At 64.9% G+C, this 12,807-nt stretch carries 12 protein-coding genes; 3 read left to right on the forward strand and 9 right to left on the reverse strand.

Going from position 1 to position 12,807, the window contains the following annotated elements; genetic code table 11:
* Positions 1 to 19 precede the first annotated feature (19 nt).
* Positions 20 to 1,039, forward strand: a complete 1,020-nt coding sequence (locus ACTHQS_RS16465) for a LacI family DNA-binding transcriptional regulator (protein ID WP_440171076.1) — start codon at positions 20 to 22, stop codon at positions 1,037 to 1,039.
* A gap of 11 nt (positions 1,040 to 1,050) precedes the next feature.
* Here the strand turns inward: ACTHQS_RS16465 and ACTHQS_RS16470 are convergent, their stop codons facing one another.
* The 9 genes from ACTHQS_RS16470 to ACTHQS_RS16510 all read right to left on the reverse strand — a co-directional run bounded on the left by ACTHQS_RS16470 (position 1,051) and on the right by ACTHQS_RS16510 (position 10,433).
* The gene (locus tag ACTHQS_RS16470; protein WP_440171079.1) at positions 1,051 to 2,085 is read right to left on the reverse strand and encodes a Gfo/Idh/MocA family oxidoreductase; all 1,035 of its coding nucleotides are present in this window, start codon (positions 2,083 to 2,085) and stop codon (positions 1,051 to 1,053) included.
* Positions 2,082 to 2,909: a TIM barrel protein gene (locus ACTHQS_RS16475; RefSeq protein ID WP_440171081.1), complete on the reverse strand. Its 828-nt coding sequence runs from the start codon at positions 2,907 to 2,909 to the stop codon at positions 2,082 to 2,084. The genes ACTHQS_RS16470 and ACTHQS_RS16475 overlap by 4 nt, the downstream gene beginning before the upstream one ends.
* Positions 2,909 to 4,015, reverse strand: coding sequence for a Gfo/Idh/MocA family oxidoreductase (locus ACTHQS_RS16480; RefSeq protein WP_440171084.1), 1,107 nt, complete (start codon positions 4,013 to 4,015; stop codon positions 2,909 to 2,911). Before ACTHQS_RS16480 ends, ACTHQS_RS16475 begins: the two co-directional genes overlap by 1 nt.
* A gap of 36 nt (positions 4,016 to 4,051) precedes the next feature.
* Positions 4,052 to 5,092, reverse strand: a complete 1,041-nt coding sequence (locus ACTHQS_RS16485) for a Gfo/Idh/MocA family protein (protein WP_440171086.1) — start codon at positions 5,090 to 5,092, stop codon at positions 4,052 to 4,054.
* On the reverse strand, positions 5,092 to 6,087 hold the full coding sequence (locus ACTHQS_RS16490) for a Gfo/Idh/MocA family oxidoreductase (RefSeq protein WP_440171088.1): 996 nt from the start codon (positions 6,085 to 6,087) through the stop codon (positions 5,092 to 5,094). The genes ACTHQS_RS16485 and ACTHQS_RS16490 overlap by 1 nt, the downstream gene beginning before the upstream one ends.
* A 131-nt stretch (positions 6,088 to 6,218) precedes the next feature.
* The gene (locus ACTHQS_RS16495) at positions 6,219 to 7,130 is read right to left on the reverse strand and encodes an ATP-binding cassette domain-containing protein (RefSeq protein WP_440171090.1); all 912 of its coding nucleotides are present in this window, start codon (positions 7,128 to 7,130) and stop codon (positions 6,219 to 6,221) included.
* Positions 7,131 to 7,141: 11 nt separating this feature from the next.
* Positions 7,142 to 8,212 carry an ABC transporter permease gene (locus ACTHQS_RS16500; protein ID WP_440171092.1) on the reverse strand — a complete coding sequence of 357 codons (1,071 nt, stop codon included), beginning with the start codon at positions 8,210 to 8,212 and terminating at the stop codon, positions 7,142 to 7,144.
* Positions 8,213 to 8,290: 78 nt separating this feature from the next.
* Positions 8,291 to 9,283 (reverse strand): substrate-binding domain-containing protein, encoded by a 993-nt coding sequence (locus ACTHQS_RS16505; RefSeq protein ID WP_440171094.1) that lies wholly within the window; start codon positions 9,281 to 9,283, stop codon positions 8,291 to 8,293.
* 130 nt (positions 9,284 to 9,413) lie between these two features.
* Entirely contained in the window at positions 9,414 to 10,433 is a 1,020-nt protein-coding gene (locus tag ACTHQS_RS16510; protein WP_440171097.1) for a LacI family DNA-binding transcriptional regulator, read from the reverse strand.
* 147 nt (positions 10,434 to 10,580) lie between these two features.
* On the opposite strand from ACTHQS_RS16510, the gene ACTHQS_RS16515 reads away from it, so the two are divergent.
* Together ACTHQS_RS16515 and ACTHQS_RS16520 are read left to right on the forward strand one after the other, a co-directional pair.
* Positions 10,581 to 11,759 (forward strand): Gfo/Idh/MocA family protein, encoded by a 1,179-nt coding sequence (locus tag ACTHQS_RS16515; protein ID WP_440171099.1) that lies wholly within the window; start codon positions 10,581 to 10,583, stop codon positions 11,757 to 11,759.
* Positions 11,756 to 12,775 carry a sugar phosphate isomerase/epimerase family protein gene (locus tag ACTHQS_RS16520; RefSeq protein WP_440171101.1) on the forward strand — a complete coding sequence of 340 codons (1,020 nt, stop codon included), beginning with the start codon at positions 11,756 to 11,758 and terminating at the stop codon, positions 12,773 to 12,775. Before ACTHQS_RS16515 ends, ACTHQS_RS16520 begins: the two co-directional genes overlap by 4 nt.
* Positions 12,776 to 12,807: the final 32 nt, after the last annotated feature.

A 12,807-nucleotide genomic window follows, 5' to 3' on the forward strand; every position in this document is an offset into this window, starting at 1 on the left:
CCAGGCAAAGTGAGGCCCTGTGAAGCAGACGTTCCCCGCCTCGCGTTCAGTCACCATGGAGGACGTGGCGCGTGACGCCGGCGTGAGCCGCGCCCTGGTTTCCCTGGTGATGCGGGACTCGCCCAAGGTCTCACCTGCGAAGCGGGCGGCGGTGCTGGAAAGCGCCGCCGCCCTGGGCTATTCCCCCAACCGGCTGGCGAGCCGGCTGGCGAGTCACCGGACCAACACACTGGGCGTCCTCTTCCTCGACCTGCACAACTCGGTCTTTGCCGACATCTATGACGGCATCACCGAAGGACTGGCGGGCAGCGGCAACCAGGTGATGGTCGCCGTCGGCTCCGCTGATCCCGGAACCGAACTGGAGGCCGTCCGCTCCTTCGTGGACCTGCGCGTGGACGGTGTGCTGCTCGCCGGCTACACCGGCTCATCGGAGGAACTGGCAGCCGCCCTGCGCGGGACGCCCGGCGTCGTCATCACAAGGGAGATGGATGTCGACGGCGTCGATTCCGTCCTGACCGACGACTTCCGTTCCGGAGCGCTGGCCGTGGAGCACCTGTATGGACTCGGGCACCGGCGGATCGCGCACATGGGCATTTCCGACTGGCTCCCCTACACTGCCCGGCGGGAAGGCTACCTGCACGCGATGAGGGAATTCGGGCTGGAGCCGCAGCTCGTGCACAGCGACATGACCGAACGCGGCGGCCGGGCGGTGATGGAGCAGTTCCTCGACTCAGGCGGCACCCGGCCCACAGCTGTCTTTGCCCATAACGACCTCACCGCACTGGGCACCATGGAAGCCTTGGCCTCCCGCGGCATTGCGGTACCTGGGGATGTGGCGGTGATGGGCTGCGACAACATCGAAGTGGCAGCATCTCCCCTGATCGGGCTGACCTCCATCGACCAGCACGCCGGCGAACTGGGCCGGGTGGCTGCCCGGCTCATGCTTGAGCGCCTGGACGGGCGGACGGGGCCAGCCGTCGTCGAGAAACTGGCCCCGTCCCTTGTGGTGCGAAACTCCACTGTCCCCGCTGTGCGCTGAGAGCCGGCTGGCTACGCGAGGGCTGTCCGGGCGAGGCTCACGGGCAAACCAGTCGCCAGCGACTCCTGGGCTGCATCGGCCACCCTTGAGGCCGCAACCGCGTCCTCGGGCGTGCACGGGTTCTCCCGCTGCCCCAGGATGACCTCCACGAAGGCCTCCATCTCGGAGCGGTAGGCCTGGTCGAAACGTTCCGCGAATGTCTGGTGGGGATGGCCCGCCGGAAACGTTACCCCGGTCTCTGCGGACGCCATGGCTGCCTTGTCATCCAGGCCCACCATGAGGGAGCTCCGCGAGCCCTGGATTTCCAGCCGGACGTCGTGGCCGGCCCCGTTGTAGCGGCTGGCCGAAACGGTACCTACCGTACCGTCGTCGAATGTCACCACGGCGAGCGCCGTGTCCACGTCCCCCACGGCACCGATGGCCGGGTCTCCGTTGTTGGACCCCTTGGCGAAGACCTCCACGATTTCGCGGCCCGTCAACCACCGGAGGATGTCGAAGTCGTGGACGGAGCAGTCGCGGAACAGGCCCCCTGAGGTGGCGAGGAACTCCACAGGCGGCGGGGTCATGTCGCAGGTGACTGCCCGCAGGGAATGGATCCAGCCCAGCTCCCCCGCCTGGTAGGCCCGCCTCGCTTCCAGGTAGCCTGCGTCGAACCGGCGCTGGTGGCCGATCTGCACCACACCCTGCCGGTCCCGGATGTCATCAAGCACAGGAAGGGCATCAGCCACGGACATGGCCACCGGTTTTTCACAAAACACCGGTATCCCTGCTTCCACGCCTGCACGGATCAGCTCCGGGTGGGTTCCGGTCCCGGTGGCAATGACCAGGCCATCGATGCCGGAAGCAATCAGGGCTTCCACGGAGGGGAGGTATTCCGCGCCCAGTTCCGCCGCCACAGATCGGGCGTGGTCCGCCGCCACGTCAGTGAGCCGCAACCCCACGGCGATGCCCTGCGGATTCAGTTTCCCATTGAGTGATGCGATGTTGCGGGCGTGCATCACTCCGATGCGCCCCACCCCGACCAGGCCAAGAACGACGTGCTTCACAGTGTTGCCCCCGCGGAAACAGGGGTTGAATCCGGCCCAGGGGCGGTCACGGGGCCGGGGACGGTGAAGGCCCGGCGGAAAGCCTCAAGCGCGGCGCCGTCGTCGCCGCTGGCGTAGGCCTCCATGCCCACTGTTCCGTCATAGCCGGCGGCGGCCAGGGCCCGGGCCACTGCTGCATAATTGACCTCGCCGGTGCCGGGCTCGCAGCGGCCGGGGACGTCCGCCACCTGGATCTCGCCGATATGCGGCAGCGCGCTGCGGACCAGTTCGATCAGGTTCCCCTCGCCCAACTGTGCGTGGTAAAGGTCCAGCATGAGCTTGACGTTCGGGTGCCCCGCCGCCTCCACCAGTGTCAGGGTGTCCTTGGCCCGTGCCAGCGGGATCCCCGGGTGGTCCAGGACGGTGTTGAGGTTCTCCAGGCAGAACGTGAGCCCGTGCTTTTCGCCGAGCGCACCCAGGCGTTCGAGAGTCCGGGCTCCGGTGATCCACATGCTGCCGGTGGAACGGTAGGCGGGCCTGGCTGCCTTGCCGTCGATGAGCTCCGCGGAATGCACCACCATCCGCTTGACGCCGAGTTCCAGGGCGGTGGGAACCAGCGCTTCGGCCGTGCGCACCACGTCATCGGCCGTGTCCGGGTCCACGAGGCTGCCGGCGGTGTAGCCGGTCATGGAGGAAAATTCGGCGCCCGTTGCCTTGAGTGCACGGATGTCCTTGGTCCTCGAATCCCAGAGTTCGACGTCGAACCCGGCCTCGGAGATCAGCCGCACCCGTTCGGTGAACGGCAAACCCGTGAAGACCATTTCCGCGCAGACTGCCAGCCGCATCAGGCACCGTCCTTTGCAGCGCCTGCGGCTGCGCGGGCCGGAACAGCCACCGGCCGGCCCTGCTGGACGGATTCGATGCAGGCGAGCGCGATGGCCAGGGCCCGGTGGGCGTCGGAGGCACCAGGCGTGAGGGTGAAGGCGCCCGGCGGCACGTCGCCATCCCGGAGTGCCCGCACCGTTGCGGTGAAGTCAGCGAGTTCGTCTGTGTAGGCGTCACGGAACAACTCCACATTCAGCCGCGGAGTGTCGGCTGAGAGCCCGTCTGCCGTGAACCGCAGGGCTGCCGTTTCGGTGGGCCGTCCGGCCTGGACCATGCCCTTGGAGCCGAACACTTCTCCCCTGACGTCGTAACCGTAGAGCGCACTGAAGTTTGCTTCTGCTACCGCCAACGCACCATTGCTGTACCGGATGGTGACTACGGCAGTGTCCAGGAACCCCTGGTCGCGCAGGCCAGGCTCCACCAAGGCGTCCGCGACGGCGTAGACCTCCACAGGTTCGGCTCCCTCGTTAAACCAGTTGAGCGTATCGAAGTCGTGGATGAGGGTTTCAAGGAAGATGGTCCAGGCGGGAATCCTGGCAGCGTGCCCAATGCTTCCCGTGCCTGGGTCCCGGGTCAGCGAGCGCAGGAGCTGCGGTTCTCCGACGATTCCTTCTGCAAGGTCCTTCTTGGCCGCCTGGAAGTCGGCTGCGTAGCGGCGGTTGAAGCCGATCTGGAAGTGGACGCCGCCGTTTTCGACGGCGAGCAGGGCTGCATCAAGCTCTGCCAGGCTTTGCCCGGCGGGCTTTTCACAGAACACGTGCTTACCGGCGGCCGCGGCCCGGGAAATCAGGTCGGCGTGGAAGCGGGCAGGGCTGGCGATGATCACGGCGTCGATGTCGGGGTCCGCCAGGATGTCCGCGGCGTCCGCGGTGACCTTTGCAGCGCCAAGCTGCGCGGCCACGGAGGATGCGGACTCCACGTTGGGGTCGGCAACGGCAGCGAGGACCGCACCCGGTATCCGGCGTGCAATGCTCTCGCCGTGGAAGGCTCCCATCCAGCCGGAGCCAATGAGGCCCAGGCGCACAGGAACGGAGGCCTGGAGGGTGTGCTGTTCGATGTAGGCCAAGGGCCTGTCCTTTCGGTCGATGGTGCTATGGGTCAGTCAGAGGGGCCGGTCTTCGCCGGGAAAGGTTATGCCCAGCTGGCGGCGGATTTCGTCAGCGGCCTCAAGGGTCCGGATGGAGGCGGCAAGGGGGCGTTGCGGAACCTGGGTTTCACCGCTTGCGACCGCACGGGCGACGGCAGCGGCCTCATAGTGCAGCCCTTCAAAGTGGGCTCCGGCCGGCTCGTCGTAGCGAAGCCGATTACCGTCGGGGAACCGGACCTCGAACCCGCCCGGCATGTTGAAGGGGCCGTCGATAGTCAGCGTGGCTTTTGTGCCCACGATCGTGGCCGTGGCAGGCGTGAAGTTGTGCAGCTGGGTGTTGGTCATGGCCTGGCTTCCGTCCGCGAACTGCAGCACGGCGGACACTTGCGCGTTCACTCCGGATTCGTGCGGCTGGCCAAACGCGTGCAGGCCGGTGGGCGATCCCAGGACCTCGGTAATGAGGGCAAGCGGGTAGGTGCCAAGGTCAAGCAGCGGTCCCCCGGCCAGTTTGGCATCGAAAATGCGGTGGCTTGCCTGGAAGTGTTCGCCGTACTCCGCAAAGACGGTAGTGACCGTTCCGAGGATGCCGTCGTCAAGCACCTGCCGGATGACGTCGAACTTGGGGAGGAAGAAACTCCACATGGCTTCCGCTGCGAACACCCCGGCGGTCCCGGCCCGGCGGGCGATGTCCCGGGCCTGCCCTGCATTAACACCGATGGGCTTCTCCACCAGCACGTGCTTTCCGGCGTCGACGGCGAGCACGGCTGCCCCGTGGTGGAAGTTGTGCGGCGTGCAGACATAGACGATGTCGATGTCCGGAGCACAGGCCAGTTCCTCATAGCTTCCATAGGCGGCCGGCACGCCGAAAGTATCGGCGAATGCTTTCGACCGTTCCAGGGAACGGGAACCGACAGCGGCGATCACCTGCCCTGTGTGCGCCTGGACGGATTCCGTGAAGCGCTCAGCGATCCAGCCCGGGCCCATGATGCCCCAGCGAAGTACGGGGGCATCACGTGGCTCTTTGACCCGGGATGCGGGCAGCGATGGATGCACCATCAGTAGGCCACCTTGGTGAAGGCACCATCGCTGTGCAGTGAACGTGTCATGGCCTGGGCAACCTGGGCGGCACGCAAACCGTCCTGTGCCGTAGCCAGGGGTGCCGGTTCCCCCTTTTCGAGCGCAGAGATCCAGGCCTGCAGCTGCAGGCGGTAGGCGTCGGCGAAACGCGGTCGCCAGTCAGCCGGGATTCCGGCGCGGCGCTGCCCGTCTTCCCTCAGGGCGAGGGCAGGGGGTTCAGGGAGGGCGGTGGTGCCCAGCTCCGAAACCACCTCGCAACCAGTCGTGTAGCCGTAGCGGGCGTTGAGGAAAAGCTCGAGGGTGGACAGCGTGCCGTCCGCCGTCCTCAGCAGCATGAATGCAGGGTCCCGGAGTCCCTCCAGGCTGTGCCGGGAACTCCGGCCCGCCTGCCACGAAACTTCCGTGATGGGCGAGTCCAGGAGCCACGGAAGGATGTCGAGCTCGTGGATTGCCGAATTGGTGATCGCGGATTCCGAGCTGGTTCCCGGTCCGGCGGCGGCGGTCCGGCTGGTGCAGTGGACCATCAGGGGATCACCCTGGGCACGGGAAGTGACGGCCTCCCGCAACGCCAGGTAGCCCGGGTCGAACCGCCGCATGAAGCCCAGGGACAAGAGCGACGCTCCGGTGGCGGCCACCATGTCGGCGTCGGCTTCCACTACTTCGATGCTTTCCAGGAGCGTAGGGGCCAACGGCTTTTCACACAGCACCGGAGTCATCGCCTCAAAGCACTCCAATACAAGCCCGGCGTGGGTGGAATCATGCGACGCAACCACCACGGCGTCCACCTCGCTGGAGTTGATGAGCTCCGAAGGATCGGTGGTTATGCGTGCGGACGGTGGCGCAACGGCTGCCGCCCGGTCGGCGTCAAGGTCGGCCACATAGCTGACTTCCGCCCCGCTGACGCTGGTGTTAAGGTTCCTGATGTGGTCCGCGCCCATGACGCCGGCGCCGATGACGCCCACTCGGATCGGCATGCTTTCTTCCCGTCTGATTCTTGCTTCCATTCAGCCTGCCGGACACCTTTGCCGGGCCCGCCGGAGTTCCGGCGGGCCCCGGTCGCGGTTGCGTAAGGACGGGCAGGCTTCCTTGCGCTGATACCCAGGCGTCAGCGGGCTTCGCTGACCTCGGCTACTTCCGCGACTTCGGCTTTTACTTCCTTGACGATCTCACCGTGTCCGCCGAGCTGTTCGAGTTCGTGGGCGAGTTCGGCCAGTTCGGCGCCGCCGGCCATTTGGGCCGTGAGTTCGTCGAGGGTGATGTCTTTCTTGTCGTAGTAGCCGATGGACTTGCCGCGTTTGAGGAGCAGGAACCGGTCACCGACAGGGAAGGCGTGGTGCGGGTTGTGGGTGATGAAGATGACGCCCAGGCCCCGGTCGCGGGCCTGGAGGATGTACCGGAGCACCACGCCGGACTGCTTGACGCCCAGCGCCGCGGTGGGTTCGTCCAGGATGAGCACCTTCGCACCGAAGTACACCGCACGGGCAATAGCCACACACTGGCGCTCACCGCCGGACAGCTGGCCGATGGGCTGGTCCACGTCGCGCAGGTCAATGCCCATCTCGGACAGCTCATGCTTGGTGATGTCCTTCATCTTCTGGACATCCATGCTCTTGAACGGACCGAAGCCGCTGGTCAGTTCGGAACCGAGGAAGAAGTTCCGCCAAATCGGCATCAGGGGAACCACCGCGAGGTCCTGGTAGACAGTGGCGATCCCGGCGTCCAGGGCGTCCCTGGGCGAGGAAAACTTCCGGGCATCCCCCATCACGTTCAAGGTGCCCTCGTCATGCTGGTGCAGGCCGGCAATGATTTTGATGAGGGTGGACTTACCGGCGCCGTTATCGCCCAGCACGCAGGTGACGCGGCCGTTGTCCACGGCCATGGTGACATCGCGCAGGGCGATGATGTTGCCGTAATGCTTGCCCACCCCCTCGAGTGACAGCAAGTGGACCGGGGTGTGGGTCAGGGGATCTTTTTCGTCTTTGAGCAGCGTTTGCTGGTCAATCTGGTTGCCATTCATGGATCTGCCCCTTACTTGAGCTCTGCTCGGCGCTTGACGATCAGGTTGACGATGGTGGCCAGCAGCAGCATCAGGCCCAGGAAGAACTTGAACCAGTCGGGATTCCACTGCGCATAAACGATGCCCTTGTTGGCCATGCCGAAGATGAACGCACCGATCGCACCGCCCACGGCCGAGCCATAGCCGCCCGTGAGCAGGCAACCGCCGATCACGGCCGCGATGATGTACAGGAACTCATTGCCCACACCCTCCCCCGACTGCACGGCATCGAACGCGAACAGGTTGTGCATACCCAGGATCCAGCCGCAGAAGCCAACGGCCATGAACAGGCCGATCTTGGTCTTGTTCACCGGCACCCCTACAGCACGGGCGGCGTTGTCGTCGCCGCCAACGGCGAAGATCCAGTTACCCACCCTGGTCCGCAGCAGGACCCAGGACGCGACGGCAACAAGGACGATCCAGAAGAACACGGTGATCTTGACCTCAACACCGCCAATGCTGATGGAGGAAGCGAAGACAGCCCGGGCAGAGTCGAACCCGTCCAGCTTGGAAATGGACGGCGAGGACACGCTGCCGCCGATGAGGCGGGTCAGCGCCAGGTTCAAACCGGTCAGCATGAGGAACGTGGCGAGGGTGACGATAAAGCTGGGCAGTTTCGTCTTGATGAGGATCCATCCGTTGATGAAGCCGATGCCCAGGGAAACGACCAGGGCCAGCACGACACCGACCCACGCGTTCATTGAGAAGTTCCAGCTGAAGAGCGAGGCCGTCAACGCGGACGAGATCACGGCCACGCCGGTGGAAAGGTCGAATTCCCCACCGATCATCAACAGCGATACGCCTACCGCCATGATCCCGATGGTCGAGGATCCATACAGGATCGTGGCCAGCGCGTTGGGCTGCGTGAAGGTGCCCGAAACGAGTGCGAAAAAGACGAAGAGGACCACCGCTCCCACGAGCGCGCCCACCTCAGGCCGCCCCAGGAGCTTCTGGAACGGGCTGCGCCGGCCGATCCGTTCATCGCCGTGCCGCCCAGGGGCCGCCGGCGCGGGTGCCGGGGGCAGGGTTGCTGTGTTTGCCATAGGAAGGACTCCTTGTTGGTAATGCCTTGTTGGTCAGGCCGCGCGGCCTGAACTAGCCGCGCGGCCTGGTTCCCGGATTTAGCGAACGCCCTGCTGGGCGAATTTGAGGACGTCGGACGCGTTGGACTTATCCACAATGGTCGGGCCGGTCAGGACGGGTTGTCCGCCGCCGAGCTTGAAGCCGCCACGCTTGGCCTGCCACAGCGAGTCAACGGACATGTAGCCCTGGAGCCACGGCTGCTGGTCCACGGTGAAAATGACGGCGCCGTCGACGATCTTCTGCGCAAGGTCGGCGTTCAGGTCGAAGCTGGCAACCTTGGCGGAGCTGCCGGCGTCGGTAACGGACTTGAGGAGGGTGAGGGTGATGGGTGCGCCGAGGCCAATGATGACGTCGGCGTCCTTGGACGCCTGCAGCTTGGCCGTGGCTGTGGACTGCACTGCGGTCATGTCCTTGCCGTCGACGTAGAGGATTTCTGTTCCGGCGACCTTCGCCTTCACGCCTGCGCACCGCGCTTCAAGGCCCACGTGGCCCTGCTGCTGGATCACGCATACAGGGTGCTTGTAGCCCTCGCCGGCAAGCCGGGTACCCACAGCTTCGCCGGCGAGCTTTTCATTTGAGCCGAAGTGGGTGAAAGCGCCCAACTGCGATGAGATGCTCTCACCTGCGTTGAGGCTCACCACTGGGATACCGGCGTCGCTGGCCTTTTTGAGAACGTCCTTCAGGGCGTCAGGCGTGGCAAGCGTGACGGCGATGCCGTCAACCTTCTGGTCGATGGCCTGCTGGACCAGCTGCGCCTGCCGCCCCGCTTCCGGGTCGGACGTGTAGAGCAGTTCGACGTTGTCCTTCGCCGAGGCTTCCTCCGCACCCTTGCGGACGATGTCCCAGAACGTGTCGCCTGCTGCTGCGTGGGTGATCAGTGCCACCTTGATACGGGCGGTGCCGGCCACCTGGCCCGCAGCACCGGTGTTGGCGGTCTCTGCCTTGCCGCCGCTGCTGGAGCAAGCGCTCAGTGCCAGCATCGGAACGACGGCCGCCACAAGGGTCGCCTTCCGCCAGGAAAACTTCTTCACGATATATCTCCTTTGATAAGGGTTGCTGCCCTGCCTCACTGCAGGAACTCGAGGCCCTCTACAGAGATCATCGTGAGTCGGATCACACTTTGTCAAGACTTTGTCCTGACATCAGAATGTTTTTACGTCTCTATCGTTGGAAATTTCGTGGTCCCGTTGTGCTCCGAACCACCAGTTCCGGGTCGATCAACTGCCGGTCAGGACCGAGCGAGGGATTCCCGAGCCGCGCCAGGAGCATTCGGGCAGCGGCAACGCCCACCAGGTCATTGCGGCTGTCGATCGTTGTGATGTCGAGGAAGCGCGACTTGGCCAGCGCGGAGTTGTCATACCCGAGGACGGACACGTCGTATGGAACCGTCAACCCGCGCGCTTTGAGGGCTGCCAACACCCCGAGGGCCATCGTGTCATTCGCAGCAAAGATGGCAGTGGTGTCCGGAAAACGATCCAGGACCCAGCAGGCCGAGGCATAGCCGTCTTCTTCCGAGGTACCACCGGACTCTCCAGCGATCCGCACTTCAAGCCCGGCCTCCAGGATTCGATGTCGAAAGCCGTCGCGGCGGTGCGCAGCGGCACCGCCGGCTCCCGAAAGGTGCGCTATGGCGCTGTGGCCAAGCCCCAGCAGGTATGCCGCGGCCATGCCTCCACCGGCGTCGTCGTCACTGGCGATCAAGGCCGCCCGCCCAGGTACCTGTTCACGCCAGCCCGCCACCACCAGGGGCAGTCCGTCCGGGGCAGCCAGCGCTTCCTCCAGCTCGGCGGCGATCACCAGCGCATCGACGTGCATGGCCAGTAACCCGCCAACAGCCTCCTGTATCCGGCCTTCCCCGGGCTGCGAATCAGCCAGCGTGACCTGGTAGCCATGGCCGGACAACTCCGCCTGCATGCTGCGCAGCAGGTCCACGAACCAGAGATTTCGGTAATCATCAATGACCAGGCCAACGCTCTTGGTCCGGCTGCTTGCGAGTGCGGTGGCGGCCCGGCTGGGCCGGTACCCAAGCTCGGCGATGGCCGCTTTGACAGCCTCGCGCCGCTTCTCACTGACCCTGCCGGGCTCCTGCAGCACGAGGGACACCAATGAGGGCGAGACGCCGGCGTGCTTGGCAACGTCATAGATGGTCGGGCGACGGGCACCCGGAGCGCCGGTTGGCATGCTGGAGCACTTCCTCTCTTGAAGGCCGTTGGGAGCCGGGCTATTGACAGGACATATGGACATAAATAGTCTTTGACTCCAGCGCTAATTGTAGCGCTCCAAAAGTTACCGGCGATTGCTCGGAACGCACTTTCAAAGGAGAAATCAATGGCTGCAAGCCTAGGGGTGGCCGTCATCGGCGCGGGGATGGCGGGGAAGGCGCATGCCGCCGCTTACCGGACCGCATCCACCCTCTACAGCCCCGTTCTACCAGCCGTGAAGCTGGTCTCCATCGGCGACGTGAATGCCGAGTTCGGCTCCCTCGCCGCCCGCCGCTTCGGGTACGAGCGCAACGACACCTCCTGGCAGGCGATCGCGGAGGCCGACGACGTCGACGTGGTCAGCGTGGTCATCGCGAACTCCCTTCACCGGGAAGTGGTCGAGGGGCTCCTGGCGGCAGGGAAGCACGTCCTGTGCGAGAAGCCCCTGAGTGACTCACTTGAGGACGCCCGTGCCATGGCTGATGCAGCCCGCGCGGCCTCCTCCATCGCCCGGATCGGTTTCACTTTCCGCCGCACCCCCGGCATCGCCTACATCCGGGACCTCATCCGCACCGGTGTCCTGGGGAACGTGCTGCACTTCAGCGGCCGCTACTGGACAGACTACGGTTTCAGCCCGTCGGCCCCCATGAGCTGGCGCTACAAGGGCGGTCCGGGTTCCGGCGCCCTGGCCGACGTGGGAAGCCACTTGGCCTACGTTTCCGAGTTCCTCTGCGGGGACATCAAATCCATCACGGGCGGCCGTCTCAGCACTGTCATCGGCAAGCGGCCCCTGCCGCTTGGCGCGGTCATGGGCCACGACCACGCTGCCGTCAGTGACACCTACGAGGCAGTGGAAAACGACGACTACGCCGCCTTCTCGGCCGAGTTCGAAAACGGAGCCGGAAGCTTTGAAGTATCGCGCGTAGCGGCAGGGCACGCCAACAGCCTCAACTTCGAAGTCTTCTGTGAAAACGGTGCGGCGAAGTTCGACCAACGCCGCCCGTCGGAAATCCAACTGTTCCTCAACGATGGCTCCGGAAACGAAAACGGCTACCGCCAGGTCATCCTCGGCCCCGGGCACCCCTACATCGCCGGTGGCCTGGCCATGGACGCCCCCGAAGTGGGGTTCGGCCAAAATGACGCCTTCGGATACCAGGCCCGGGCATTCCTCGAAGAAGTCGCCGGCCTCAGCGAAGACAACTCACTCCCCCGCTGCGCCACATTCGACGAGGGCGTCCGCAACATGGAGCTCCTCGGTGCCGTCACTGAATCCGCTTTGAACAACGGGAAGAAGGTCACGCTGTGAAGCTCGGCGTCTACAATGCAATCCTGCACGACCGGCCCCTCCCTGAAGCCCTGAAGGTCATCGCAGACCTGGGCCTGACTGGGATCGAGATCAATACGGGAGGCTTCCTGCCGGCCGTGCACGTCCCCACGATGGACCAGATCCTCGAAAGCGACGCCGCCCGGGACGACTATCTGGAAATCTTCGCCGGCAGCGGGGTCTCAATCGCAGGGCTTAACTGCAACGGCAACCCCTTGCATCCCAAGCCGGAAATCGGCTTGAAGCACGCGGAGGATATTCGGCGCTCCATCCGACTGGCGCAAAGGCTGGGACAGGACCGCATTGTGACCATGTCCGGCCTCCCAGGTGGTGAGCCGGGCGCCACGACGGTCAACTGGGTGGTCAACGCCTGGAACTCCGCCGCCCTCGACGTGCTCGACTACCAGTGGGGTATAGCTGCGAAATTCTGGAAGGAAACCGACCGGCTTGCCGCCGACCACGGCGTCAAAGTGGCACTTGAGCTGCACCCCCAAAACATCGTGTTCAACACCGCCGACGTCCACAAGCTCATCGAACTCACGGGTGCAACCCACGTCGGCGTCGAACTGGACGCGTCACACCTGTTCTGGCAGCAGATGGACCCCGTGGCCGTCGTCCGCGAACTGGGGCCGCTGGTCTTCCAGGCAGCAGCCAAGGACGTGCGAATCAACAGGGACAACGCCGCCCTGTACGGAGTCCTCGACAACAGCTTCCGCAGGCTCTCGGCCGAGGAAAACCGCACCAACCTGGGCGGTGACGAATGGGCCAACGAATGGCCCAAAAACTCCGCATGGGACTTCGTAGCCCTGGGCCGGGGCCACGACACCGCCTACTGGACGGAGTTCCTGCGGGCTTTGTACTCGATAGACCCCGGCATGCTGGTCAACATCGAGCACGAAGACACTTCCCTCGGGCGGATCGAAGGCCTCCAAGTCGCCGCCAAGGTCCTGCGTGATGCGGACGCCGCACTCAGCGCATCACTGGCGGTCGCTCCTTAGGCAGCAAGCTGCACGTCAAGGGGAGGGAACCG

Origin of the sequence: Arthrobacter sp. SAFR-044 (assembly GCF_051965175.1) — a bacterium.
GTDB lineage: Bacteria > Actinomycetota > Actinomycetes > Actinomycetales > Micrococcaceae > Arthrobacter.